This is a genomic window from Qipengyuania marincola (assembly GCF_029688625.1).
Classification (GTDB): Bacteria; Pseudomonadota; Alphaproteobacteria; order Sphingomonadales; family Sphingomonadaceae; genus Qipengyuania.
This window is the reverse complement of sequence record NZ_JARULC010000002.1, coordinates 243,149-267,302: the sequence shown is the minus strand read 5'-3', so window position 1 is coordinate 267,302 and position 24,154 is coordinate 243,149. Positions and strand designations below refer to the sequence as shown.

Sequence of the window (24,154 nt, the reverse complement as noted above, 5' to 3'; positions counted from 1 at the left end):
CGCCTGAACCTGCGATGAGTTCACGCTGCCGCGTCAGCCCTGCGCGGTACCGCCCACGGTCAAGCCAGCGATCAGCAGGGTCGGCTGGCCCACGCCGGCCGGCACGCCCTGTCCACCCTTGCCGCACATGCCGATGCCTTCGTCGAGGGCCATGTCATTGCCGATGCCGGTCACCCGGGTCAGCACGCTCGGCCCATCGCCGATCAGCGTTGCGCCCTTGATCGGCGCGACGATCTTGCCCTTCTCGACCTTGTAGGCCTCGGTACAGGCGAAGACGAACTTGCCGCTGACGATATCGACCTGCCCGCCGCCGAAGCTGGTGGCGTAGATACCGTCGTCGACCCGGGCGAGCAGCTCGGCGGGATCGTCCTCGCCGCTCTGCATGAAGGTGTTGGTCATGCGCGGCATGGGTGCGTGCTGATAGCTTTCGCGGCGGCCATTGCCGGTCGCTTCCACGCCCATCAGCCGGGCATTGAGGCGGTCCTGCATGTAACCTTTGAGGATACCGTCCTCGATCAGCACGGTCTCGCGCGTCGGCGTGCCCTCGTCGTCGATGGTCAGCGAGCCGCGACGTTCGGCGATGCTGCCATCGTCGATCACGGTCACTCCCGGCGCGGCCACGCGTTCGCCTATACGTCCGGAAAAGGCGCTGGTGCCCTTGCGATTGAAATCGCCTTCAAGCCCATGGCCCACCGCCTCGTGCAGCAGCACGCCGGGCCAGCCCGGGCCTAGCAGGACGGTAGTCTCGCCAGCGGGGGCCTCGACGCTTTCCAGATTGACCAGCGCCTGGCGCACTGCTTCGTCGACGCCGCGCATCCATTGTCCCTCATCGAAAAGCCGGTCGTAGAGGTAACGTCCGCCGAAGCCGAAGCTGCCGGTCTCGCGGCGCCCGTTCTGTTCCGCGACGACAGAAATGTTGAGCCGAACAAGCGGGCGGATGTCCCGCGCGGTGAAGCCATCGGCACGAATGATGTCGATCGCGCTCCAGCTCGCGGCCAGACTCACGCTGACCTGCGCGACGCGCGGATCCTTCGCCCGCGCAACGGCATCGATCTTCTCCAGCAGCGCGACCTTCTCCGCGAAGGGCACGAGGTCAAGCGGGCTGGCATCGGTGTATAGATGACGATTGGTCCGCTCCGGCGCTGCTGAGTGCGGCGCCTTGGTCGCGTCGAGCAGCTGGAGGGTTTCGCCGGCGCGCGAAATGGCCGCCGCGCTGATCTCGTTGGCATGGGCGAAGCCGGTCGTCTCGCCCGACACACCGCGCAGGCCGAAACCCGAATCACGCGAATAATCGGCGACCTTGAGGCGCCCGTCGTCGAAGGCGAAGGTCTCGCTCGCCATGAACTGCAGGTAGAGCTCGCCGTCGTCGCACGGGGCCAGCAAGCGGGCGGTCAGCGCCTGCGCATCGGCGGGATCGAGCTGGTTGTAGAGCAGGGCGTGGGGATCGGTCGCGTCGGTCATGCCCGCCAACGTAGGGTATGCGGGGCGGATGCGCGAGGGGGCTTGGTGTCGCCGTCAGCGATGGCCGGGATCGGCACCTTCGGAAATATCCATCAGCGTCGACTGGTCGACCCCGTCGGCCGGCCCGCCTTCGAGCACGAAGCGCCGGTCGCAATAACCGCAATCGACATAGCCGTGCTCGTCGATCTCGAGCCACACCTTGGGATGACCGAGGGCGATCGGCTTGTAATTCTCGCCACTGCGAATGTCGGTCGCGCCGTCGCACCACACGCGTCGCGTGGTGACCTTGGAAATCTCGGGAGGAGGCAGGCTCATGCCAGCGCCGATAATGGGTTTGACCGGGGCGCTCAAGAGCCTAGGTGAGCGGCATGGTCACACCGCCTGCCATCCGCATCGACAATCTGGTCAAGGAATACGCTCCGCCGGGACCGGGAGAGCCGCCGAAGCTGGCGCTGAAGGGCGTGAGTGTTGATGTGCCGCAGGGGGGGATCTTCGGCCTGCTCGGCCCCAATGGCGCCGGCAAATCGACGCTGATCAACATCCTGGCCGGGCTCGTTACCAAGACCAGCGGAAGCGCGGAGATCTGGGGCTTCGACATCACCGACAATCCGCGCAACGCCAAGCGGAGCATCGGGATCGTGCCGCAGGAAATCGTCTTCGATCCCTTCTTCACGCCCTTCGAGGTGCTGGAGAATCAGGGCGGTTTCTACGGCATTCCCAAGGCGGAGCGACGGAGCGAAGAGCTGCTCAAGGCGGTGCGGTTGTGGGACAAGCGCGATGCCTATGCGCGTACCCTGTCGGGTGGCATGAAGCGTCGGCTCCTGATCGCCAAGGCGATGGTTCATTCACCCCCGATCCTGGTGCTGGACGAACCGACCGCCGGGGTCGACGTCGAATTGCGCCGCCAATTGTGGGAACTGGTCACCGATCTCAACCGCGAGGGCGTTACCGTGGTCCTGACCACGCACTATCTCGAAGAAGCCGAGCAATTGTGCGACCGGATCGCGATCATCGACCATGGCGAGCTGATCGCCGACAAGCCTACCGGCGAGCTTATCGGCATGGCCCGCGAGAAGATCGTCACCGTCACGGTCGACAAGGACCTTGGCGGGCCGATCATGGAAGAAGCTTTCGTGCGTGCCGAGGTGATCGAGCCGCGCAAGCTCGAGATCACCTACGACCGCGACAAGGCGAGCGCCGGGCAGGTACTGTCGATCGTGCAATCGCACGGCTATTCGATCGAGGATGTGACAACGCGCGAAGCCGATCTGGAAGACGTGTTCGTCCAGCTGACCGGCCCCGGCTGACGCTTTTAATAGATGGCCTGGCGTCCCAGCCCGGCATCCTTGACCCGCAGGGCGGCCCAGTGGTGCGGCTCGGTTTCTTCGAGCGGTGTCTTGCACGTGCGGCAACGACCGAATTGCTGGCCACCGGCGCGCTTGATGCCCTCGCGGTCGACCTTATGCTTTCCGAACGCGCAGGCGATATGGTTGAAACTCATTGATGTGCGACCCTCCAGTCCCGTTCTTTTTGATCCCCTGTCGATTCGGCCATTAACCATCTTCCACCTGGCATGCAGCGGCGCTGCGCCGAACCGTTGCTGGCTTGCCGCGTGGCGATTGCAGCGGCATGGGGTTGCGCATGACCCATATGCACGACGTCCTCGTCATCGGTAGCGGTGCTGCCGGCCTGACTGCCGCCCTTGCGCTCGCCGAGCACAAGAAGGTGCTCGTCCTGGCCAAGGGCGACCTGCGCAGCGGGTCGACCGCCTGGGCGCAGGGCGGGATCGCTGCCGTGCTGGATGCAGGCGACACGTTCGAGGACCATATTCGCGATACGATGGTCGCGGGCGCGGGCCTCAACGACCGCGAGACCGTTGAGTACGTCATCGAGCGCGCGCCGGCTGCGATCGACCGGTTGTGCGAACTGGGCGTGCCGTTCAACCGCGACGAGGGCGACCTGCATCTCACGCGAGAGGGCGGTCATTCCCACCGCCGGATCGTGCATGTGAACGATGCAACGGGCTGGGCGGTGCAGGCCGCCCTGCTGAAGGCAGCGGAAGAGAATTCGAATATCACTCTTCTTCCCGGACAGAGCTGCATCGACCTCATTACCGGGCGCAACCAGCAGGATTATTCCGGCTCGGGCCGCGTCTGGGGCGCTTATGCGCTGGACGAGGCGAGCGGCAAGGTGGTCAGCCATGTCGCGCGCGCCACTGTACTGGCGGCGGGCGGTGCGGGCCGCGTCTATCTCTTCTCCACCGCGCCGCGCGGGGCGACAGGAGACGGCATCGCGATGGCTTGGCGTGCCGGTGCCCGGGTCTCCAACATGGAAATGATGCAGTTCCACCCGACCTGCCTCTACAATCTCGAGGTCAAGAACTTCCTCATTACCGAGGCCGTGCGCGGCGAAGGCGGGCACCTGCTCAACCCGCAGACCGGGGAGCGGTACATGGATAAGTACGACCCGCAACGCATGGAACTTGCCCCGCGCGATATCGTGGCCCGCGCGAACGACGACCAGATCAAGCGCCATGGCCTCGACTATGTCCACCTCGACATCAGCCACCAGCCGCCCGAATTCGTGACCGAGCATTTCCCGACGATCCATGAGAAGCTGCTCGGGCTCGGCATCGACATGACGAAGGAACCCATCCCGGTCGTGCCGGCGCAACACTATACCTGCGGCGGCGTGAAGATCGGGCTCGATGCGAAGACTGACCTGCCAGGCCTGTGGGCGGCGGGCGAGTGTACCGAGAGTGGCCTTCATGGTGCGAACCGCCTGGCTTCCAATTCGTTGCTCGAATGCTTCGTGTTCGGCGAAGCAGCGGCGAAGGATATCCTCGAATGCTGGGACAGGCTGGACGAGCCGCCGGAAATCCTCCCGTGGGACGAAAGTCGCGTGACCGATTCCGACGAGGAGGTCGTGATCAAGCAGAACTGGACGGAAATCCGACGGTTCATGTGGAACTATGTCGGGATCGTGCGCACCACCAAGCGGCTGGAGCGCGCGGCCAACCGGATCGAGATGCTGCGTCAGGAGGTTGAGGATTACTACGGCAGTTTCCGCGTCACCACCGACCTGATCGAACTGCGCAACCTGCTCGAATGCGCCTCGCTGATCGTGAAGAGCGCGCTGCGCCGACACGAGAGCCGGGGACTGCATTTCATTCTCGACTATCCCGAAACCGCATCGGTGGCCCGGGATACGGTCCTCGTGCCGTGATCATCGCCTTTCGTCGATGACGCATGTAGCCGATAGATAATAATCGGTCGCCTGTAGAGCACCATTTGTAAATATATTACGTATCTGCTGTCTGGTTCGTGGAGCCGGTCCTACCCCCATGTGGCCGGCTCCGATCGACCATCAAGCCTTTGCACGAGCTATTGGGACTGTGCTCGGCTTACGGTCCAGACATGGCCGATCATCCCGCAAATTTCGATGGAGGATGATCCGATGAAGACCCTACTGACTTTCGCCCTTGCCGCCACCGCCAGCGCCGCGGCCCTCGCCGTTCCGGTATCCGCCGGGGGCGAGCAGGATATCGTCGTCCGCTCGCCGACCCAGTCGCTGAACGAGTGGAAAGCCGACATGAACGCGCAACTCGATCGCAAGCTCATTCGCTCCGACGGGTTTCGCAACCAAGGTCCGATGACCGCGATCGTGCAGATCCGTTTCACTCTGGACGAGGAGGGCAAGCCCACCAACCTGCAGACGCTGCATCATTCGGGCGCACGACGCGCCGCCTATGCATCGCGCTTTGCTGTGCGCAGCCTGCGCGGTTTTGACGAAGCGCCGCTGCCCGATGCGCGGGCCGCCGTGTATCAGGCCAATCTCATCTTCGCGCGCAACGATCGCGAGAAGGCCGAACTCAAGGCCGAGCTCGATCGTGTCGATCAGGCGCGGATTGCCGCCAATGGCGCACCGGATGTGATCATGCTTGGCGGTTGAGCGCTTACCGGCGCGATCCGCCCCAACTAGTGACGAGCCGCGGCTTTGCTTGCGGCTCGTCGCATATTGGCAGGCGGTCTATGTTTCGCGCGCGATCCGCGCGTAGTTCCAGTCGGTACGCGTCGGCCAGTCATCGAGCGCGAAGCTGCGGACGACCTCCAGCGCGATAGGGCTGTCGAAAAAAATCCCCATGCTGTCGCCCAATTGCCAGGCGATCTGCCCGTCGACCGACAGGTCTGCGGACAGCACGATTTTGATCGGTATGCCGATGTCCGCCGGGATCGATGATCCTTCGATCAGGCAGCCCGATTGCGACAGGTTGCGCAGGCGGAACTGGCCATCGACGCCGGCGATCGTGGCACGAACATCCTCGCGCGTGACAATGCGGAACTCTTTCCTGCGGTCCATAGATACCCATCCCGGATCGCGGCTCACGCATGGCCTTTGGACGATGCGCGAACCGATGGCTTGTATGGTTGCGACAAATGCGCAGCATTCGGTAAGGATTTTATAACCATAATCGCGCGTGCATTGCCGGTGGACAAACGGCCGCCGATGCCCTGAATTGCGGGTTCGGCAATATTCTTGATCGAACGGAGAGACGGGTGCCCAAAGCGCAGGCGAATGGAATCGAACTACACTACGAAGAGCACGGCGATCCGGGGGCGGACCCGATGTTGCTGATCATGGGGTTCGGCGCGCAATTGACGCTTTGGCCCGACGAACTGGTCGAGGCACTGGCGGGTCACGGGTTTCGCGTCATCCGCTACGACAATCGCGATATCGGCCTCAGCCACAAGTTCGATGGCGTGAAAGCTCCGGGCCTCGTCAAGATGACGATCCTGAGCAAGCTCGGTATCACGCCGAAGGTGCCCTATACTCTGGCCGACATGGCGGATGATGGCGTCGGCCTTCTCGATGCACTCGACATCGATGCGGCACACATCGTCGGCGCCAGCATGGGCGGCATGATCGCCCAGCACGTGGCCGCGCGGCACTCGGCGCGGTGCAAGTCGCTTACCTCGATCTTCTCGACGACGGGCAATCCGAAACTGCCCGCGGCGAAGCCCGAAGCGCTCAAGGCGCTCGTCACCCGCCCCAAGAGCATGGAGGAAGAGGCTCTGGTCGACCACGGCGTCATGCTCGCGCGCACCATCGGCTCACCCGGCTATCCCTCGCCCGAGGACCGGCTGCGCGACCGGGCGCGCGCCAGCGTTCGCCGCAGCATCTATCCCGAAGGGCCGACCCGCCACCTGTCGGCCATCGTGGCCGATGGTGATCGTCGCGCCATGCTGAAGGATGTGAGCGTGCCCACGCTGGTTCTGCATGGCGAAGACGATCCGCTGGTCCCGGTCGAGGGCGGGCGCGATACCGCAGCCGCCATTCCCGGCGCGCAACTGAAGACGATTCCCGGCTGGGGTCACGATCTGCCTCTCGAACTGGTCGACGAGGTGGCTGGCGCCATCGCCGCGCACGCGGGAGCGAACCGCGGCTGATCCATCACCGGCAACCGGCTGCGAGTCGCGTCCTTTCGTGTTGCGATGGCGACCGGAAATTGGCGCGGCACGCACGATTGCTACGCGGTCGAAATCGCAAAACAGCGCGATTGGAAGAACGCGACACCTTCGGAGTCCCGATTTGACACGCTGTCACAAAGGCGTAATTTCCATGTCAGTCGAGCGCGTCCGCAGAAGCCTCCGACGCTGATCGACCATAGACCGATATCGCAATTACAATGATACCGTCGCACGTCTGTGTGATACCCTCTGCGGCCGATCATCCTCTTTGAACGAAAGGATGATCCCATGAATAAGCTTGTTACTCTCGCGATTTCCATCGCCGTCACGGCCTCCATTCTCGCAACCCCGCTGGCATCGCAGGAGATCATCGTGTCTCCCAGATCGCATGCGGTGTTCGTCTCGAATGTGCAGGACGATCTCAACAACCAGCTCAACCGGCTCCAGTTCTTCTCCCCCTGGGCGAATTCAGGAGCTACGAGCGTGCGGTTCACGGCAGGCGCGGATGGGCGGCCCGACAATATCGTCACCTATCGCAAGTCGGGCTCGACTCGCATCGACCGGGCCGGTCGTCGGGCCGTGGCACGCCTCACCACCCTTGCACCCCTGCCCCTGGGGGTGGCGGAAGGCCAGGTGATCCAGGCGAATATCATCTTCGCCAACAGTGACGCCCATGCCGAACGGCTCCAGCGCAAGGTGGCGCGTGACGAGGCGAGGCGCATCGCGTCCTCCCCGCGCGAGCGGGCCGTGCTGGCGCTGAATGCGGAGCCGCGTCCCGCTTCCTGATCCGGTGACCGGAAAGGTCTCGGCGCGGGGCGGTGTTCGTCTGCGGGAATTCCGTCCCGCGTCGGGGTCGCACCGAAATGTCACGACAAGCGGATCCCGTTTCGACGGGGTCCGCGTTCGCTAAGCGCGCATCAGATCGGATTCCAAAATTGCGCCCCCGGATTCGAATGAGCCGCAAGGCTGGCCGATCATTTTTGCCCGCATAATTTTTTTCACGATTGCGTTTTCCGGCTTGCGCGCCGCGCGAAGCCAGCTTTGACCACGCGTCGCTGCGTTGCAGCACCATAAGACACCCCGGCTGGCGCGATGCGAACGGCATTAAATCTTCATTCAGCCTCTTGCGCCCGAGTCCGCGCTGATTCAGTATCTAGTGGTCGGTTGCCTGGGGGTACCCACAAGACCTAGCTATTTCGGCGCTCGCTCCCATATTGGACGGGCGCCGTTATTCGGGCCGGGCTGTGGGGAAAAAGGGGATAAGTTTTCACCCGCGGCAGCCCGCAAGCTGGTAGGCGTGTGACCAACGCGCCGACTCGAACACATAAGGAACGCCTGCACTGTGTTGTGGGGGTTCGAGACGCGAAGGAACGGCGGGGCAAACTATGGACTTCAAGAGCGGGGATGACGTGGCGATGGATCTCGACCTGGACGTGCAGGACACCACCGAGGAACCTGCCACGCAGGACAGCAAGACAGAGAAAGCGGTCAGCATGGACAAGGGCGATACGGGTAGCGATGCACTGGTCAGCGCCGCCGCTGGCGAAGCGCTGGCAGGCGCGATGAAGGCCGCCACCCAGAAGGAGGATTCCAAGAAGGTCCTCGATCGCCGCTTCGACGTGCAGATCGACGAGAGCCGCGATGCCCTCCTGACCGAATTCGGCAAGGAAACGCTGACCGATCGCTACCTGCTTCCCGGCGAGAAGTACCAGGACCTGTTCGCCCGCGTGGCGGACTATTTCGCCGACGATGCCGAGCATGCCCAGCGCCTCTACGACTATATCAGCCGCCTCTGGTTCATGCCGGCAACGCCGGTGCTGTCGAACGGCGGCACGACGCGCGGCCTGCCGATTTCCTGCTATCTCAACTCGGTGTCGGACAGCCTCGACGGGATCGTGAATACCTGGAACGAGAATGTGTGGCTCGCTTCCAAGGGCGGCGGCATTGGCACCTATTGGGGCAATGTCCGCGGCATCGGCGAGCCGGTCGGCCTGAACGGCAAGACCAGCGGCATCATTCCTTTCGTGCGCGTGATGGACAGCCTGACGCTCGCCATCTCGCAGGGTTCGTTGCGGCGCGGTTCGGCCGCCTGCTACATCGACGTCTCGCACCCGGAGATCGAGGAGTTCCTCGAAATCCGTAAGCCATCGGGCGACTTCAACCGCAAGGCGCTGAACCTGCACCACGGCGTGCTGGTCACCGATGCCTTCATGGAAGCCGTGCGCAATGGCGAGGAATTCGACCTCGTCTCCCCGCGCGACGGCAGCGTCCGCAAGACCGTGGATGCGCGCTCGCTGTTCCAGAAGCTGGTCGAAACCCGCCTCGCGACGGGCGAGCCCTACATCGTCTTCTCCGACACCGTGAACCGCATGATGCCCAAGCATCACCGCGAACTCGGCCTCAAGGTTTCGACCTCGAACCTGTGCGCGGAAATCACCCTGCCGACCGGCATCGACCATCTCGGCAACGACCGTACGGCGGTGTGCTGCCTCTCCTCGCTCAACCTGGAAAAATGGGACGAGTGGAACGAGGACAAGACCTTCATCGAGGACGTGATGCGTTTCCTCGACAACGTGCTGCAGGACTATATCGACCGCGCGCCGGACGAGATGGCCCGCGCGAAGTACTCGGCGATGCGTGAACGCAGCGTCGGCATGGGCGTGATGGGCTTCCACTCCTTCCTCCAGTCCAAGGGCATCGGTTTCGAGAGCCCGATGGCCAAGGTCTGGAACCTGAAGATGTTCAAGCACATCAGCGGCAAGGCCGAAGAGGCTTCGCTGGTTCTCGCGCAGGAACGCGGCGCTTGTCCCGATGCGGAAGAGATGGGGGCGATGGAGCGCTTCAGCTGCAAGATGGCGATCGCGCCGACCGCCTCGATCAGCATCATCTGCGGTGGCACCAGCGCCTGTATCGAGCCGATCCCGGCGAATATCTACACGCACAAGACCCTGTCGGGCAGCTTCGTGGTGAAGAACCCGTACCTGGAAAAGATCCTCGACAAGAAGTCGAAGAACTCGACCGCGGTGTGGAACTCGATCCTCGAGAAGGGCGGCAGCGTCCAGCACCTCGATTTCCTTAGCGCTGAGGAAAAGGCCGCGTTCAAGACGAGCTTCGAGATCGACCAGCGCTGGCTGCTCGAATTCGCCGCCGACCGCGCGCCCTACATCGACCAGGCCCAGTCGCTGAACCTGTTCATCCCCGCCGATGTCGACAAATGGGACCTGATGATGCTGCACTTCCAGGCGTGGGAAAAGGGCATCAAGTCGCTCTACTACCTGCGCAGCAAGAGCGTGCAGCGCGCCGGTTTCGCGGGCGGCGTAGAGGCGGACAACACCGCCGACGCTGCGAAATACGAACTGGCCGCCGGCGGCGAGCAGACCGATTACGAGGAATGCCTCGCCTGCCAGTAGCCAGGTGGCAGCGATGCCCGGCGAAGACGAGTAACTTACGAATGGACCCGGTGGCTGAGGCCGCTGGGTCCATTTGATTCAAGCCTTGGCGCTTTCCGGCGGAGGCGGGCCAAGCATTCACCCCAATTCTTCAAGCGCCGCATAGGCCACCTCGACGCGGTTCCGGCCGTTCTGCTTCGCGCGATAGAGCGCTTCGTCGGCGCGGGCGATCAGCTCGCCCATCGTGTGCGGACGCTGCGTGCGCACCACGCCGATGCTGGCGGTGACGCCGCACACCGCGCTTGCGCCGGTCGGAATGGCGAGGCGCGAGAGCGAGGCGCGCAGTTCCTCCGCCACGCCCGCCGCGTCGCTCGCCGGCCGTTCGAGGAATACCGCGACGAATTCCTCTCCGCCGAACCGGGCGGCATGCCCGCCGTGGCTGGACAGACACCGTTCGAGCTCGCGGGCGACCTCCATCAGGCATCGGTCGCCAGCCTGGTGGCCGTGCCGGTCGTTGAATGCCTTGAAATGGTCGAGGTCGATCATCATCAAGACCACCGACCCGGCAGCGCGATCCGAGAATTGTTCATCGAACACGCGCTCGAGGCTGCGCCGGTTGGCGAGACCCGTCAGCGGGTCGCTCTCCGACAATTCTCGCAGCAGCGCATTGCTCTGCTCCAGCTCTTCGCGATCGAAACGCTGCTTCAGGCTGCGCAGGAATTCGCGCGATTCGTAGTCGCCGAGGCGTTGCGCGATGGCGAAGCCTCCAAGGCCCGCGATCGCGCTCAGCACCATGTGCTGCAGCAGGAGGATTGTCGGCAGGGGATTGGGGCCGAGGCCGGCCACCACCGTGGCGAGGCTGAAGACGAGCGCAAACCGCCGCCGCTCGCCCAGCGTGAAGGGCAGGGTGAACAGCGCCATGACCATCAGGACGATGATCGCCATGCTGTAGCGCGCGATCACATCGCTCGTTGCATAGCTCGAAACCCACATCGCGCTGACGCCGAAGAGCGAGATGGTGAGCACCATGATCGCCTTGGCCGAGCCGAACCGGCCCGTCTTCACGCACCACAAGCCGAGTGCGGTGAGCGGACCGATCGTCGCCAGGCGCAGCAGCAGCGCGGGCCCGACCAGGGCCGGGATCGCGACGAGGTCGAGCAGGCTCGAGGCGATGGCCAGCGCCAACCCGATCTTGAAGAAGAAATTGAGCTGGCCCGCCACGTGCGGCGCCCGTTCCTGCCGCCAGGCCGTGCGCAGGGCCTCGGGCCAGACCGCCGGTGGCCGGGAGCGCGCAAGCTCGGCCTCGGCCATGCGCCGAAGCTCTGCGGTGGGGGAGAGGGTCGTGTCCTCCATGCGTCGGCCCTACGCAAAGCCGCCTTAACGCCGTCCGCAGCAACTGAGTAAGGATTTTCCTAACGCGCGATTCAGCACAAACAGAAACCCCGCCGATCGCTGGGATCGGCGGGGTTCAGTGACCCTTTTCCGGGCCAAATCTATTGTCTGGTTCAGGCGTCCATCGTCGCCTTGTTGCCAAGACCCGACGGAATGCGTGCGCCTTCCTTCAGATAGATGCGATTGTCGTCGATCTTCTCGACATCGTCGAGGCTGAGGAAGTGATGCATGTCGTCGGCGCTGTCGGACTTCGTCAGCTTGATGGCGTCGTTCTCGACCGCGTCCACGGTACCGACGTGCTGGCCTTCCGCGCTGGCGACTTCCATGTGTTCCTTGATGCGTAGCTTCTCGAACATAAAATTCCCTTTTTTGAATTGGTTATGCTTATACAACGGGCGGTTCACGGCACCGTTCCTCGGCCCGTCGAACGTGGTGCACGGCTCGTTGCTGCGGCCGCGAGATTGCTGCCCGGATCACAAAGAAAGCGCCCCGCCTCTTGCGAGACGGGGCACCGGGATGCGGACTTTGCCCGCAAAAGGGGAAACCGGACTAGGCCCGCACTTCCCGCATTCGATCAGACCTCAGCCACCATCGAGCGGCCGGTTCGCGTCGCCACGCAGGCGCTGCGCCGGATCGCTGGATGTCTCGCGCGGCTGCGCGCCCTCGATGGTATCGCCACCATCCTTGCGGCTTGCCTGCTGTTCCATTTGGCCGCTTTCGTCGCGCGCATTGCCGTAGCCCATCTGCGAATCCTTTTCCGCCTGGATGGACTGGTCGGCCGATTGATTCTGCGTTTGCGACTGCTTGGCCTGCGTGCTGTCTTCCTTGTTCTGCCAGTGGCCGTCCTCGTTGTTGTGTACGGTGCGCTGGTCGTCGGGGGCGTATTCACCCATGGTGTATCTCCTTCACCCGACCAACGGGTCGCATGCGCCTCGCGTTCCGCAGCTTGTCGCAAAGCGGGCGCAGAAAAACATATCCCCACGCGCACCGTTCTTATCCCCGCCGAATCATCCCCCCTTGCCTTCGAATCCGGCCTGTGATTCCCTATATGAGTCGTTCACGCGGAACCCGGAGATCACAAGATGTCGTTGCTCGAAGCCAGAAAGACCTACAAGCCCTTCGAATATCCGTGGGCCTACGAGTTCTGGAAGCGCCAGCAACAGATCCACTGGATGCCCGAGGAAGTTCCGCTGGGCGAGGATTGCCGCGACTGGGCGCAGAAGATCACCGAGCACGAGCGCAACCTGCTCACCCAGATCTTCCGCTTCTTCACCCAGGCCGATGTCGAGGTGCAGGATTGCTACCACGACAAATACGGCCGCGTGTTCAAGCCGACCGAGGTGAAGATGATGCTCACCGCCTTCTCCAACATGGAGACGGTGCACATCGCGGCCTACAGCCACCTGCTCGACACGATCGGCATGCCCGAAAGCGAATATTCCGCCTTCCTCGAATATGAGGAAATGAAGGACAAGCACGATTACCTGCAAGTCTTCGGCGTCGACACGGACGAGGATATCGCCCGCACGCTGGCGGCCTTCGGCGGCTTTACCGAAGGCATGCAGCTGTTCGCCAGCTTCGCCATGCTGATGAACTTCCCGCGCTTCAACAAGATGAAAGGCATGGGCCAGATCGTCAGCTGGTCCGTCCGCGACGAGAGCCTCCATTGCGAAGGCATCATCCGCCTGTTCCACGAATTCGTGCGCGAGCGCGATTGCTACACCAAGGCGGTGAAGGAAGACATCATCGACATCTGCCAGAAGTCGGTGCGGCTGGAAGACAACTTCATCGATCTCGCCTTCGAAATGGGCCCGGTCAGCGGGATGACGCCGAAGGAAATCAAGAAGTACATCCGCTACATCGCGGACTGGCGGCTGGGCCAGCTCGGCCTCCAGCCGATCTACATGGTGGACGACCACCCGCTGCCCTGGCTCGCCCCGCTGCTCAACGGCGTGGAGCACGCCAACTTCTTCGAGCAGCGCGCGACCGAATATTCCAAGGGCGCGACCAAGGGCGACTGGAACACCGTGTGGTCCAGCTTCGACAAGCGCAACAAGGCCAAGGCCGCGAACGAGGAAGAGGCCGCCGGCGAAGACGGCCCGGGCCTGTTCGGCGACGAGGCTGCCGGGAGCGTGGCGGCGGAGTGAGACAGCTCCGATCCCGAGTGATTGGGTTGACTAACGGAGTCTGCTAATTCAGATCTCCTTTTGTTCTGCATATGGAGATGTGAATGCTCGACCCCGAAGGAAGCAAAAGCCCCGGAGCCGACTTGCTTCGCGTTGCCGATGGTCGGCAGTTTGCGACTATTTTGGCTGACCCGCCGTGGCAATTTCAAAATCGGACAGGGAAAGTAGCTCCCGAGCATAAACGTCTCAATCGATACGGGACGATGGAGTTATCAGATATATGCGGGCTGCCTGTCGAGCATATCGCTGATGACCCCGCACATCTTTACTTATGGGTGCCGAACGCGCTCCTTCCCGAAGGCTTGCAGGTCATGGAAGCATGGGGCTTCCGCTATGTTTCTAACATAATCTGGGAGAAGGTTAGGAAGGATGGCGGCCCCGATGGGCGAGGCGTTGGATTCTATTTTAGAAACGTCACCGAGATTCTGCTTTTCGGTGTTCGCGGAAAGAACGCCAGAACCTTGCAGCCGGGGCGCAGCCAAGTGAACATCATTCGCAGCAGAAAGCGAGAGCATTCGCGCAAGCCGGACGAACAGTATCCAATCGTCGAAGGATGCAGTTGGGGACCACGTATCGAACTGTTCAGTCGGGGCAAACGGAAGGGCTGGACGGTTTGGGGCAACCAAGCCGACGACAGCTACAAGCCAGACTGGAAAACCTACAACTACAATAGCTCGGTAGAGTCATTACCGGCGGAATAGTCATCTGTCGTCTACGTAAAGTGCAGGTGAAATCGCGAAGGTGAGGATGGGGCATCCACCTCCACCCCCTCCTTCCAAGCGAGGAATCAACTTGTTGTGATGGGTGGTCGATGCTCCGTAGCTCGACCCTTTCCCCAAGTCCTTGAAGATCGCCTGGAGGTTGCTAGCTCGCGTGATGATCACACCGACATCAATGACTCGTAAATCGAACAGCAGCCTAAAATTGTTGAGATCGCGATCGTAGAATGGGTCCTTATTGTTCCATTCAACCTCCACTCCGACACGTCCTTTGAAACAGTCGACGCTGTGGGTTGGGCTTTCATACTCTCGCCCGTCGACCTCGATTTTAGTGTCGAAGTTTTTCTCTTCCCAACCGAGCTCGTAGAACCGACCATCTATCTTCTCTGCAATGGGAGACTTGCGTCCACCTGCAGTAAGGATCTCCGATCGTGTCAGTTCAAACGCTCGCAAAACCTCCAGAATATCGAGCCATTCACCTTCGCAAGCAGTCGTCAAAACACCTGTGGCATTGCGCCACTCATGTACGACATACTTCGCTTGGATGTCGTCGGGTACGAGATGAATAGTAGACATTGCTCTTTGTTATCGCCCTCGCTTCAAAGAGCAACTCTCAACACCACCCCCCTCTCCACCCGCCCCAATAGCCCCGCGCGCCGCCTTCGGTGCGCATGAAGTCCGCCAGCCGGTCCTCGCTGCCGTCGGGGCGGATGCGGGTGAGGGTGCGAAGGGCCCGGCCGTAGCGGTCGGTGGGATCGTCCAGCCGGGCGGTCATTTCGAAGGGGCCGCGGTTGAGCCAGCCTTGCAGCGCGCGGGTCGAGGCCTCGGCTTGCGCTGCCTCCGCCGGGCACTGCGCGTCCCGCTCCGCCGTGTCGATGCCGACCACGCGCACGCTGGTCTGCCCCATCTTGAACGTGTCCCCGTCGATCACGCAATAATAGCCGCGGCCCGGCCCGCAGCGGGTGAAGCGCCCCTCGATCACCTGCGGCTCGCTCGACAGGAAACCGGGCGCGGGAAAGGCGCCGGGCATGCTCGCGATCACCGCCACCGTCGCCAGCGCGATCAGCAGCAGCACCGGGCGGACCGCGGCAAAGGCCTCGCCCCAGCTCGACCGCCGTTTGCCGAAACGGGCAGGCCTCACTGTCGGCTTGCGACGGCGCCGGCGGCGTTTCGGATCGAAGCGGAGCAGCTTTCCCATCGCTCAGCGTGATACAGCCGCCATCGGCATGAGGGCGAACACGATCTGCCCCAGCGTGCCCAACAGGTAGGGCATGCGCCACAATCCAGAGAACCACGCGCACACGCTCTCGCCGCTCAGCACCATGGCCAGCGTCAGCTCCGCGCCCAGCAGCAGGGCAAGGGCGATGGCGCCCATCAGGCCCGCAGCGCCGATCGTGCGGAGGCCATGTCGTCCTACCAGCCAGCGCGCGGCGAACCAGCTTGCGGCGATCATCACCGGCACTTCGATCAGGATGAAACTCGCCTCCCCCAGCGCCGCGGCGCCCCATGCCACGCGCACCGAGCCCAGCACGAAGCCGAGGGCGAAGACGAGTGCCCAGTAGATGATGCCGGCACGCAGGATGGCCATGCGTGCCGTCTAGCACATCGGGACCCTCTTGCCTCGCCGTGACAGCGGTGCGATTGAATGCCGTCAGGGTCCGCGCCGTTCACGGAGAGCATCATGCCGCGTCCCGCACTTCCCGCCGCCCTCGCGCTCTGCACTCTAGCCCTTGCTCCCGCCTGCAGCGGCGGCGAGGAAGAGGCGCCGCCCGAACCGGTCGAAACGCCCGCACCGGCGCAGGATGTCACGGTGATGGAGCCCGATCCCGAGGAAGCCGCCGCCGACGACGGCTCGATGACAAATGTCTTCGGCGAGGACACGGCCGATCCGCAAGTGGGCACGCCCGCGAACTGATCAGGTCAGCACTTGCTGCCGGTCGCGCGACTGGACGCGCCGTTCGGCTTCGTTCATTTCGCGCAGCGCCATCGCGCAATTGCGCAGGCCCTTGGCCGTCAGCACCAGATTGGTGCGGCGCTTGTCCTTCGCGTCCCCGACCCGGTGGATGAGACCATCCTTTTCGAGCAACGAAATGCATCGCAGGGCGGTGGTGGTGGTCACGATTGTGTGATGGGCCGCATCGGTCACGCTCAACGCCTTGTCCTTTGCGAAGCTGACGAACATGTCGAGCAGGATTTCCCAGGGCCCTTCGTCGAAATACCCGTCGGGCAGCACTTTCATCCTGCTGTTGCGCCGCGCGATCTCCTTCTCGGCGGCGGTGACCAGGGCCGGCAGCGCGTCCGGCGGCAGATCGTCATCGGAACTGTTGAACATCATTCGTCGGTTCCTCTCATTCTGACGAGGAAGCTGACTGGTCCAGTTTGGCCAGCGCCGAACTGAGGTCGATCGCCACTTCGACCAGTCCGAGCTCGTCGGCCGTGAGAAGCGCCTCCTCGATCAGCCTTCTCATTTCGGCTTTTTGCTTATTCGATCTATGGTTTTCGAAGACCATTGTTCCGGGCGACCGCCTTTCAAAAGGAACATTGTAATTCCGGATGCTGTCTAGATGTTCGAATTCACTTTTACCTTTTGATGCTCTTGATCAGAGAGATACGCGTGGTTTCTTCTGCGGTAGCGCGCCTGTTCAAGTTGCGCAAAATGAAGACGGCCTCTTTTACCAGCCCCAGGCCGCAGGCGGGGCGGCGACTGGCGTGGTCGCGTCGAATTCGACCCGGAACAGACGGCTCGGATCGTTGGCGCGGGTCAGCTGATAGGCGAAGATCGCATCATCCTCGCTCGCGGGGTCGACCTCGATCCGCCAGACATTGGTGAGCGAGGCGTCCAGCCCCTCGCGCCGGAACAGCGCGATGCTTTCGTCATCGACCGGAAAGTCCTGCCCGCGCGCGCTGCCGCGGCCGAGTTCGGTCGTTCCGCCATAGAAGGTCACGGCATCGGGCTCGCCATCCTCGTGCCGGTGATCGTGTTTGAGGGTCAGGCGCGTGGTCGTGGTCTGCGCGGCATTGGAGATGGTCTCGCGCGTCACGATCCAGGTGCGGCTGCGGTTCCACACTGGCTGTTCGACTGCCGTCTCCATATCGGTCTCGACATGGAAGGCGATGGCCACGCGGTCCTCGCTGCACTCGGCCCAGTGCGCCACCATGCGCTTGCCCGCCCAGTCGGCATCGCGCGCATCCTCGCTGGCGAGGCTGCCGGCGTAGGCGTTCCCGCAATGGCTCGACAGCGCCTGCCAGAACCGGTCCTGCGGCGTTTCGCGCGGCGCGGTGGTGGCGCAGGAGGCAAGGAGGAGAGCGGCGAGCGGCGCAATATGTCTCTTGGCATGTCTCATAGCGCCGCTGCTAGCAGAGCGCGCGCCGCCCGGCCCGCATTTTCCTACTCCGCCGGAAAATGCTTCGATACAGCCATGCGAGCTTTCCCGACCCCGCCGATTGTCGATCCGGCAGCCGTCCTGCGAGTGGGAAGGTTTTTTGCGCCAGGACAGTGGTCCATGCGGTCCATGTCACGGGACTCGACTTCGGCAAGTCCAACATTTGTCCTACACGGCCCCGGCCCTTCAAACAGCTTCGCACCAGCTGCGCCGCTTGCCGCCCCATGGTCGAGCGAGCCCGTCGCGCACCAGCATGACACCCAGACTCTCGCCATCGCGGGACACGACGCGCAGCTTGCGGCCGAAGCGATCTTCGTCGTGTCCGCTTGGTGCGGCCCTCAGCGCGAAGGCACCGCGATTGAGCAGCGCCTGCATCCGCAGCGTGGCGAGCTCGCCGAGCCGGGCCTCGCGCGGGCAGCGGGGCCGGGAGACTTCGGGCGTATCGATATCGGCAATGCGGATTTTCGTGCCGTCGAGCCAGATCGTGTCGCCATCGACCACGCAGGTTACCCGCGGCGAGGAGGCGCAGAGCGGGAACTGGGCTGCGATCGTGTCGCGCGGCTGCGCTGCCGACGGCATCGATGCAGTCATCGAAAGGCAGGTCAGGGCGAGCAGCAGGACAAGGCGAGGCATCGCCCGCCTGTGCCGCAGGTCGCCGCACTGCCTCTATCCGGTAGACTACGTAGAGCGGCGCTCCGCCTGCCTAGAAGAGCAGCGTTTCCGGGTCCGGTATCGGTTCGCGACGCTGGGCCTTCATCATGCTCACCACGCTGCGCACCCCGAACCAGATGGCGATGACCGGGAACAGCAGCATGCCTATCAGCACGATGCTGAGCAGGGCGGCAATGATGCTGGCCGCAAAGCCGATCCAGAAGGTGCGGATGAGGTAGGTGTAGTGGCTGGTCATCCATGCGTCATGCGCTTCGCCCTTCCAGACGTGGGCGAGCACGATACCGACCAGCCCGGTGATCCCGGTCACGAAACTGGCGAGGTAGAGCAGGCTGATGATGGTCGGTCGGTTAGCCTCGAAGCCATTGCCCGTCGCAGGGCGGGTTTCGCGCTGCGTCGATGGAGTCTCTTTGCCGAACGTCACGCGGCCCTGTTCGCGATTGCGCGTCTTGTCATCCATACCGTTCTCCTCCTCGGTGACCCGATCATAGCCCAGCGGCCTTCACCACGCAAAATGCCTCGCTCCTGCGCCCTCGGAACGCGGATGCGGGTTGGATCATTGGGGGACAAAGGATGGAGACGAAATCATGAGCGACCCCGTTGCCGATACCAAGCCGAAGACCCGCTGGATGTGGATTGGCGTCATTGTCCTGCTGGCCGTGGCCGCAGTCATCATGTTCATCAATCCCGACGGTGACGAGGATCTCGAGACGGTTCCCGACTATGCCGTGACGACGCAGGAAGAGCGCCTGAACCAGCCGATCCGCGAAGATGCCGATATTTCCGGCGTTCCTCTCGAGGGCGAGGATCCGACGCTGGGCGACGATGTGATCGTGGCCGAGGGCGACGAACCTGCGATGGACGAGACTGCACCCGAATAGTTCACGCATCGACCGGGCTTCCCCCTGCCGCCGCGCCCCGCTAGGGCACGGCGGCATTCCAGGAGGCGCGACCTATGGCCGGTCACACAGCAATCGGACCCGATATCCACGCGAAGGCGGAAACGCTGATCGAGGCGCTGCCGTATTTCCAGCGCTATGCGGGCCGCAGTTTCGTGGTGAAATATGGCGGCAACGCGATGGGCGACGAGCGCGCCGCGCGCGAATTTGCCGAGGATGTCGTGTTGCTGAAAGCGGTCGGGATCAATCCGGTCGTGGTGCATGGCGGGGGGCCTCAGATCGGCGCCATGCTGGAAAAGCTCGGCGTCGAGACGACTTTCGTCGACGGGCTGCGGGTGACAGACAAGCAGACGGCGGAGGTCGCCGAAATGGTCTTGTCCGGCGCCATCAACAAGGCAATCGTCGGATCGATCGCGCGCGCCGGAGGCAAGGCCATCGGGATCAGCGGCAAGGATGGCGGTCTCGTCACGGCCACCAAGCTGGCGCGCACGGTCAAGGATCCTGACAGCAAGATCGAGACGGCGCTCGACCTCGGCTATGTAGGAGAGCCTGCGCTGGTCGACACCACCATCCTCGAAACCGCGACCGCCGCCGGAATGATCCCCGTGGTCGCGCCGATCGGAGTCGGCGAGGACGGGCATACCTACAATATCAATGCGGACACCATGGCCGGCGCGCTGGCGGCAGCTCTCGGCGCTGCTCGCCTGCTCCTGCTGACAGATGTGCCCGGCGTGCTCGACGCGGAAGGCAAATTGCTTACCGACCTTACCCCTGCGGACATTGCCCGCCTGCGCAACGAAGGCACGATCAGCGGCGGCATGATTCCCAAACTGGAAACCTGCGTCAAGGCGGTCGAGTCAGGCTGCGAGGCAGCCGTCGTTCTCGATGGGCGGGTGCCACATGCGATGTTGCTCGAATTCTTCACCGCGCGTGGTGCGGGCACGCTGGTCAGCGCGGGATAGCGCGCCTAGAAGGCTTGGCGCAGGCTGGCAGCGCCGTGTAGGGCACCAGCGACGACACGCTAAGGGATAACGGGTTCGATGCAGGCTCTCTTCACGATCTACAACATCATTTCCATGCTCGCGAGCGTGCTGATCATGCTGGTGATCATCCAGTTCATCATCGGTCTGCTGTTCGCCTTCAACATTGTGGGGCGCAACGAATTCCTGCTCAGCTTCTATGATGCGATCAACCGGCTGCTCGATCCGCTCTTCCGGCCCATACGACGGCTCATGCCCAATACCGGGGCGGTCGATTTCTCGCCCCTGGTGCTGATCCTTCTGATCAATGTCGTGCTCATCGTCATCGAAGGCATCATTCGGGGCGCTGCGTGAGCGCTGCGCACGTCATCGACGGCAAGGCGTTCGCGGCGCGGTTGCGAGAACGCGTCGGCGAACAGGCGGCAAGGTTCGAGCAAGCCAGTGGGCGCAAGGCTGGCCTTGCCGTCGTCCTGGTGGGCGAGGATCCGGCAAGCCAGGTCTATGTACGCTCCAAGCATAAGGCTACGCTCGCCGCCGGAATGGAAAGTTTCGAGCATCGTCTGCCCGCAGACACGAGCGAGGAAGACCTGCTGTCGCTGGTCGAACAGCTCAACGGCGATCCGGCGGTCGACGGAATTCTTGTTCAGCTTCCTCTGCCGGACCATCTCGACGAACAGGCAGTCATCGCCGCCATCAGCCCGGACAAGGATGTCGACGGCTTCCACGTGACCAATGCCGGCCGCCTCGCCGTTGGCCAGAGCGGCTTCGTGCCCTGCACGCCGCTTGGCTGCATGATGCTGCTGACCGACCGGCTGGGCGATCTGTCCGGCCTGGAAGCGGTGGTGATCGGCCGCTCCAATATCGTGGGCAAGCCGATGGCGCAGCTGCTGCTCGACGCGAACGCCACCGTTACCATCGCGCACAGCCGCACGAAGGACCTTCCGGCCGTGGTGAAGCGCGCCGACATCGTCGTTGCGGCGGTCGGACGCGCGGAAATGGTCAAGGCCGAATGGCTGAAGGATGGCGCAACCGTAATCGATGTCGGCATCAATCGGCTGCCGCCCGCTTCGGACGAGGACAAAGGGCGGCTGGTCGGCGACGTCGATTATGCAGGCGCACAGGGCGTGGCCGGCGCGATCACGCCTGTGCCCGGTGGCGTCGGCCCGATGACGATCGCCGTGCTGCTGCGAAACACCGTCGTCGCCGCTTATCGTAACGAAGGGCTGGACCTGCCCGAGGGCGCGCTGTGAGGTTTGCGCTCGTCGCATTCGCGCTGGCGCTCGCATCCTGCGCTGCCCCGGGGCCGCGCGATCGGTACGAGCGATTGCTTACGCCCACGGCGAACCCGGGAAAGGTCATTGCCACCGAACTCGCTTTCGCCCGCGCCGCGCAGGAAGACGGCCAGTGGACCGCCTTTCGCGAGTTTGCGACGGGTGACGCCGTGATGTTCGTCCCCGAACCAGTGAATGCGCAAACGTGGTTGCGATCGCAGAGCGATCCTGCACGCTCGGTCGCCTGGCAACCGCACGCCGTCTGGTCGAGCTGCGACGGTTCGCTGGCCGTCACCAGAGGCGCGTGGCAGCGGCCCGATGGAAGCGATGGCTATTTCACGACCGTCTGGCAGCGGCAGCGCGACGGCGATTACACGTGGGTGATGGACCAGGGCGATGTCCTGCCGGAACCGCTTGCCGCCCCGACGATGATCGCCACGCAGGTCGCCGATTGCGATTCTCCGCCCACGCCCGTGGTCATGAGCGGGCGTAACGGCAATACGCGGAGCGAGGGCCGCTCTGACGACGGGACGCTCTATTGGGATGTGGTGGTGCGTCCCGATGCCAGCAGGAGCGTCATGGTCAAGCTATGGCAGGACGGCGCCATGCGGAACGTCGTGTCGGAAGAGGTTGCCGCCCCGCAATGAGCGTCCTTTTCCTGTCTGCTTTCATCACGCTGTTCGTGGTGATCGACCCGCCGGGTTGCGCGCCGATCTATGCCGGGCTGACTAAGGGCGCGACATCGGTCCAGCGGCGCAACATGGCGATCAGGGCCTGCCTGATAGCCGCGATCATCCTGCTGATATTCGCCCTTTTCGGCGAGCAGTTGCTCGGCGCGCTCCATATCGAACTCGACAGTTTCCGCATTGCCGGCGGGCTCATGCTGTTCTGGATCGCCTTCGAGATGGTGTTCGAAAAGCGCACCCAGCGGCGCGAGGAACGCGCCGAAAAGCTCGCTGCCACGCCCGAAGTCGAGGACGTGTCGGTCTTTCCCATGGCGATCCCGATGCTGGCCGGCCCTGGTGCGATCGCCGCGATCATGCTGTTGATGAACGAAGCGCAAGGCCTCGAAGGCACGCTGACGGTTCTCGCGGCTTTGGCTGCGGTCCTGCTGATCACCATGCTGGCGCTGATGGCCGCGGGTCCGCTGATGCGCCTGTTCGGCGACAAGGTCGAAGCCGCCGTCACCCGCGTGCTTGGCGTACTGCTCGCGGCTCTGGCCGCGCAATATGTGATCGACGGCCTGCGTGGCAGCTTCGGCTTCTAGCCCTCGCTCGAACGCGGGCTCCAGGGCATGTCGTGATTGATGGTGATGAGGCGCAAGGTGCCATCTTCTTCGACCGCGAACCAGGCTTTGCCATTGTCCATCAGGCACCCCTTGCGCCCTACTGGCTCCAGAGCCTTGACCCCGCGCCGTGCGATCTCGCGCCAATCGGTTATCGAAATCTGTGCCGGCGTAATTGCGCCTCCTGCAGTCCGCTCATGCTGCGTGTAGACGCCCTTGCGTACCACGCCGAGCCGGCGAGCCGCGAAGCGGTCGAACCAAGCGGCATCGCGCTTCTCCCGCAAGGCGGCAGACAACTGCGCGAAATAGCGTTGGGCTTCTCCCTGCGGAAGCGGATCTACGCAGACCAGCGACCTGGCAGCCACAGGCTGCTTTTCCTGCGCGGCAATCAGCGTCGCGCCCACACCGACCACGACAGGCAGGGCGAGCCAACCATATCTCATTGCAGGGTCACGATCTCGTCGCCATCATCGCGCAGGGCGAAGAACTGCATCAGCTGGACCATCAGCTCGCAGCGCTGCGACAGGTTCGGTGCCTCGAGCAGCGCCTGCTTCGATGCGGTGTCGAAGGGGATGATCTGGGCGACGCCGTTGATGAGCGTTTCGTCATCGAGCCGCGCGACCGAGTCCCAGTCCACTGCGTAACCCTGCAGATCAGCGAAGCGGCGCGCCTCGAATTCGAAATTGCCGCGTTCGGCGCTTGAAAGAAACTCGTTCTCGGGGTCCTCGAGAATCTCGGCCTCGACCTGCCGGAAGGGCGTGGTCACGTCCAGTTCGCGCAACACGCGAAAGCGCGCCTCGCCATCGAGGACGATATTGTAGCGGCCATCTTCCAGCGCTTCGACATCGTCGATCCTGCCGACGCACCCAATGTCGTAGAGCGGAGCGCCTTCGGTAGAACGTTGCGGCTGGATTATGCCGATCAGGCGATCCTTGGCGAGTGCGCTCCCGACGAGGTCGCGATAGCGCGGCTCGAAGATGTGCAGCGGCAATTGCAGCCCGGGAAACAGGATCGCGCCGGGCAGGGGAAAGATGGACAGCCGCTTCGCCATA

Annotated in this window: 31 protein-coding genes; 15 read left to right on the top strand and 16 right to left on the bottom strand. The window is 63.3% G+C overall.

The window, feature by feature from the left end; genetic code table 11:
• Positions 1-33: 33 nt before the first annotated feature.
• Positions 34-1,461: a metalloprotease TldD gene (gene tldD / locus P8Q88_RS06540; protein WP_278323043.1), complete on the bottom strand. Its 1,428-nt coding sequence runs from the start codon at positions 1,459-1,461 to the stop codon at positions 34-36.
• Positions 1,462-1,515: 54 nt separating this feature from the next.
• Positions 1,516-1,776 carry a zinc-finger domain-containing protein gene (locus tag P8Q88_RS06535; protein ID WP_278323042.1) on the bottom strand — a complete coding sequence of 87 codons (261 nt, stop codon included), beginning with the start codon at positions 1,774-1,776 and terminating at the stop codon, positions 1,516-1,518.
• A gap of 53 nt (positions 1,777-1,829) precedes the next feature.
• Here P8Q88_RS06535 and P8Q88_RS06530 point away from each other — a divergent pair, with 53 nt between their 5' ends.
• Positions 1,830-2,768 carry an ABC transporter ATP-binding protein gene (locus P8Q88_RS06530; RefSeq protein ID WP_278323041.1) on the top strand — a complete coding sequence of 313 codons (939 nt, stop codon included), beginning with the start codon at positions 1,830-1,832 and terminating at the stop codon, positions 2,766-2,768.
• A 5-nt stretch (positions 2,769-2,773) separates the two neighbouring features.
• Here P8Q88_RS06530 and P8Q88_RS06525 read toward each other — a convergent pair whose 3' ends face one another.
• Complete coding sequence (locus tag P8Q88_RS06525) at positions 2,774-2,962, bottom strand: hypothetical protein (protein WP_278323040.1); 189 nt, start codon at positions 2,960-2,962, stop codon at positions 2,774-2,776.
• 140 nt (positions 2,963-3,102) lie between these two features.
• Here P8Q88_RS06525 and nadB point away from each other — a divergent pair, with 140 nt between their 5' ends.
• The gene (nadB, locus tag P8Q88_RS06520) at positions 3,103-4,686 is read left to right on the top strand and encodes an L-aspartate oxidase (RefSeq protein WP_278323039.1); all 1,584 of its coding nucleotides are present in this window, start codon (positions 3,103-3,105) and stop codon (positions 4,684-4,686) included.
• A gap of 231 nt (positions 4,687-4,917) precedes the next feature.
• Positions 4,918-5,412, top strand: coding sequence for a hypothetical protein (locus P8Q88_RS06515; RefSeq protein WP_278323038.1), 495 nt, complete (start codon positions 4,918-4,920; stop codon positions 5,410-5,412).
• Between the two features lie 78 nt (positions 5,413-5,490).
• Here P8Q88_RS06515 and P8Q88_RS06510 read toward each other — a convergent pair whose 3' ends face one another.
• The gene (locus tag P8Q88_RS06510) at positions 5,491-5,820 is read right to left on the bottom strand and encodes a PilZ domain-containing protein (protein ID WP_278323037.1); all 330 of its coding nucleotides are present in this window, start codon (positions 5,818-5,820) and stop codon (positions 5,491-5,493) included.
• Positions 5,821-6,017: 197 nt separating this feature from the next.
• Here P8Q88_RS06510 and P8Q88_RS06505 point away from each other — a divergent pair, with 197 nt between their 5' ends.
• The 3 genes from P8Q88_RS06505 (at position 6,018) to P8Q88_RS06495 (ending at position 10,339) form a co-directional block, all read left to right on the top strand.
• On the top strand, positions 6,018-6,908 hold the full coding sequence (locus P8Q88_RS06505; protein WP_278323036.1) for an alpha/beta fold hydrolase: 891 nt from the start codon (positions 6,018-6,020) through the stop codon (positions 6,906-6,908).
• A gap of 309 nt (positions 6,909-7,217) precedes the next feature.
• Positions 7,218-7,715 carry an energy transducer TonB family protein gene (locus tag P8Q88_RS06500; RefSeq protein WP_278323035.1) on the top strand — a complete coding sequence of 166 codons (498 nt, stop codon included), beginning with the start codon at positions 7,218-7,220 and terminating at the stop codon, positions 7,713-7,715.
• Positions 7,716-8,314: 599 nt separating this feature from the next.
• Complete coding sequence (locus P8Q88_RS06495; protein ID WP_278323034.1) at positions 8,315-10,339, top strand: ribonucleoside-diphosphate reductase subunit alpha; 2,025 nt, start codon at positions 8,315-8,317, stop codon at positions 10,337-10,339.
• A 117-nt stretch (positions 10,340-10,456) separates the two neighbouring features.
• On the opposite strand, the gene P8Q88_RS06490 is transcribed toward P8Q88_RS06495, so the two are convergent.
• The 3 genes from P8Q88_RS06490 to P8Q88_RS06480 all read right to left on the bottom strand — a co-directional run bounded on the left by P8Q88_RS06490 (position 10,457) and on the right by P8Q88_RS06480 (position 12,603).
• Positions 10,457-11,671 (bottom strand): GGDEF domain-containing protein, encoded by a 1,215-nt coding sequence (locus P8Q88_RS06490; RefSeq protein WP_278323033.1) that lies wholly within the window; start codon positions 11,669-11,671, stop codon positions 10,457-10,459.
• A gap of 152 nt (positions 11,672-11,823) precedes the next feature.
• A complete protein-coding gene (locus P8Q88_RS06485; protein WP_278323032.1) occupies positions 11,824-12,066 on the bottom strand; it encodes a DUF2171 domain-containing protein in 243 nt (80 codons plus the stop codon).
• 225 nt (positions 12,067-12,291) lie between these two features.
• Positions 12,292-12,603: a hypothetical protein gene (locus P8Q88_RS06480; protein WP_278323031.1), complete on the bottom strand. Its 312-nt coding sequence runs from the start codon at positions 12,601-12,603 to the stop codon at positions 12,292-12,294.
• A 189-nt stretch (positions 12,604-12,792) separates the two neighbouring features.
• Here P8Q88_RS06480 and P8Q88_RS06475 point away from each other — a divergent pair, with 189 nt between their 5' ends.
• Both P8Q88_RS06475 and P8Q88_RS06470 read left to right on the top strand, forming a co-directional pair.
• Positions 12,793-13,857 (top strand): ribonucleotide-diphosphate reductase subunit beta, encoded by a 1,065-nt coding sequence (locus P8Q88_RS06475; RefSeq protein ID WP_278323030.1) that lies wholly within the window; start codon positions 12,793-12,795, stop codon positions 13,855-13,857.
• Positions 13,858-13,940: 83 nt separating this feature from the next.
• Positions 13,941-14,597 (top strand): MT-A70 family methyltransferase, encoded by a 657-nt coding sequence (locus P8Q88_RS06470; RefSeq protein WP_278323029.1) that lies wholly within the window; start codon positions 13,941-13,943, stop codon positions 14,595-14,597.
• On the opposite strand, the gene P8Q88_RS06465 is transcribed toward P8Q88_RS06470, so the two are convergent.
• Genes P8Q88_RS06465 through P8Q88_RS06455 form a run of 3 tightly spaced genes read right to left on the bottom strand, consistent with a single transcriptional unit; the run spans position 14,598 to position 16,203 of the window.
• A complete protein-coding gene (locus tag P8Q88_RS06465; protein WP_278323028.1) occupies positions 14,598-15,191 on the bottom strand; it encodes a BglII/BstYI family type II restriction endonuclease in 594 nt (197 codons plus the stop codon).
• 37 nt (positions 15,192-15,228) lie between these two features.
• Complete coding sequence (locus P8Q88_RS06460) at positions 15,229-15,813, bottom strand: thermonuclease family protein (RefSeq protein ID WP_278323027.1); 585 nt, start codon at positions 15,811-15,813, stop codon at positions 15,229-15,231.
• Positions 15,814-15,816: 3 nt separating this feature from the next.
• A complete protein-coding gene (locus P8Q88_RS06455) occupies positions 15,817-16,203 on the bottom strand; it encodes a hypothetical protein (protein ID WP_278323026.1) in 387 nt (128 codons plus the stop codon).
• A 93-nt stretch (positions 16,204-16,296) separates the two neighbouring features.
• On the opposite strand from P8Q88_RS06455, the gene P8Q88_RS06450 reads away from it, so the two are divergent.
• The gene (locus tag P8Q88_RS06450; RefSeq protein ID WP_278323025.1) at positions 16,297-16,530 is read left to right on the top strand and encodes a hypothetical protein; all 234 of its coding nucleotides are present in this window, start codon (positions 16,297-16,299) and stop codon (positions 16,528-16,530) included.
• Here P8Q88_RS06450 and P8Q88_RS06445 read toward each other — a convergent pair whose 3' ends face one another.
• From P8Q88_RS06445 to P8Q88_RS06430, 4 genes are all read right to left on the bottom strand, one after another.
• Positions 16,531-16,950: a winged helix DNA-binding protein gene (locus tag P8Q88_RS06445; protein ID WP_278323024.1), complete on the bottom strand. Its 420-nt coding sequence runs from the start codon at positions 16,948-16,950 to the stop codon at positions 16,531-16,533.
• A gap of 337 nt (positions 16,951-17,287) precedes the next feature.
• Positions 17,288-17,959 (bottom strand): hypothetical protein, encoded by a 672-nt coding sequence (locus P8Q88_RS06440; protein ID WP_278323023.1) that lies wholly within the window; start codon positions 17,957-17,959, stop codon positions 17,288-17,290.
• Between the two features lie 225 nt (positions 17,960-18,184).
• On the bottom strand, positions 18,185-18,631 hold the full coding sequence (locus tag P8Q88_RS06435; protein WP_278323021.1) for a thermonuclease family protein: 447 nt from the start codon (positions 18,629-18,631) through the stop codon (positions 18,185-18,187).
• Positions 18,632-18,701: 70 nt separating this feature from the next.
• Positions 18,702-19,127, bottom strand: coding sequence for a DUF4870 family protein (locus P8Q88_RS06430; RefSeq protein ID WP_278323020.1), 426 nt, complete (start codon positions 19,125-19,127; stop codon positions 18,702-18,704).
• A gap of 127 nt (positions 19,128-19,254) precedes the next feature.
• Between P8Q88_RS06430 and P8Q88_RS06425 the strand changes: the two genes are divergently transcribed.
• From P8Q88_RS06425 to P8Q88_RS06400, 6 genes are all read left to right on the top strand, one after another.
• Positions 19,255-19,548 carry a hypothetical protein gene (locus P8Q88_RS06425; protein ID WP_278323019.1) on the top strand — a complete coding sequence of 98 codons (294 nt, stop codon included), beginning with the start codon at positions 19,255-19,257 and terminating at the stop codon, positions 19,546-19,548.
• Positions 19,549-19,622: 74 nt separating this feature from the next.
• A complete protein-coding gene (gene argB, locus P8Q88_RS06420; protein WP_278323018.1) occupies positions 19,623-20,528 on the top strand; it encodes an acetylglutamate kinase in 906 nt (301 codons plus the stop codon).
• A 78-nt stretch (positions 20,529-20,606) separates the two neighbouring features.
• Entirely contained in the window at positions 20,607-20,900 is a 294-nt protein-coding gene (locus P8Q88_RS06415; RefSeq protein WP_278323017.1) for a YggT family protein, read from the top strand.
• Entirely contained in the window at positions 20,897-21,796 is a 900-nt protein-coding gene (gene folD / locus P8Q88_RS06410) for a bifunctional methylenetetrahydrofolate dehydrogenase/methenyltetrahydrofolate cyclohydrolase FolD (RefSeq protein WP_278323016.1), read from the top strand. The genes P8Q88_RS06415 and folD overlap by 4 nt, the downstream gene beginning before the upstream one ends.
• Positions 21,793-22,464, top strand: coding sequence for a hypothetical protein (locus P8Q88_RS06405; protein ID WP_278323015.1), 672 nt, complete (start codon positions 21,793-21,795; stop codon positions 22,462-22,464). The genes folD and P8Q88_RS06405 overlap by 4 nt, the downstream gene beginning before the upstream one ends.
• Entirely contained in the window at positions 22,461-23,084 is a 624-nt protein-coding gene (locus P8Q88_RS06400; protein WP_278323014.1) for a MarC family protein, read from the top strand. Before P8Q88_RS06405 ends, P8Q88_RS06400 begins: the two co-directional genes overlap by 4 nt.
• On the opposite strand, the gene P8Q88_RS06395 is transcribed toward P8Q88_RS06400, so the two are convergent.
• Positions 23,081-23,545, bottom strand: a complete 465-nt coding sequence (locus tag P8Q88_RS06395; protein WP_278323013.1) for a hypothetical protein — start codon at positions 23,543-23,545, stop codon at positions 23,081-23,083. The two genes, P8Q88_RS06400 and P8Q88_RS06395, sit on opposite strands and share 4 nt — an antisense overlap.
• Positions 23,542-24,153 carry an LON peptidase substrate-binding domain-containing protein gene (locus P8Q88_RS06390; protein WP_278323636.1) on the bottom strand — a complete coding sequence of 204 codons (612 nt, stop codon included), beginning with the start codon at positions 24,151-24,153 and terminating at the stop codon, positions 23,542-23,544. Before P8Q88_RS06390 ends, P8Q88_RS06395 begins: the two co-directional genes overlap by 4 nt.
• Between the last annotated feature and the right edge of the window lies 1 nt (position 24,154).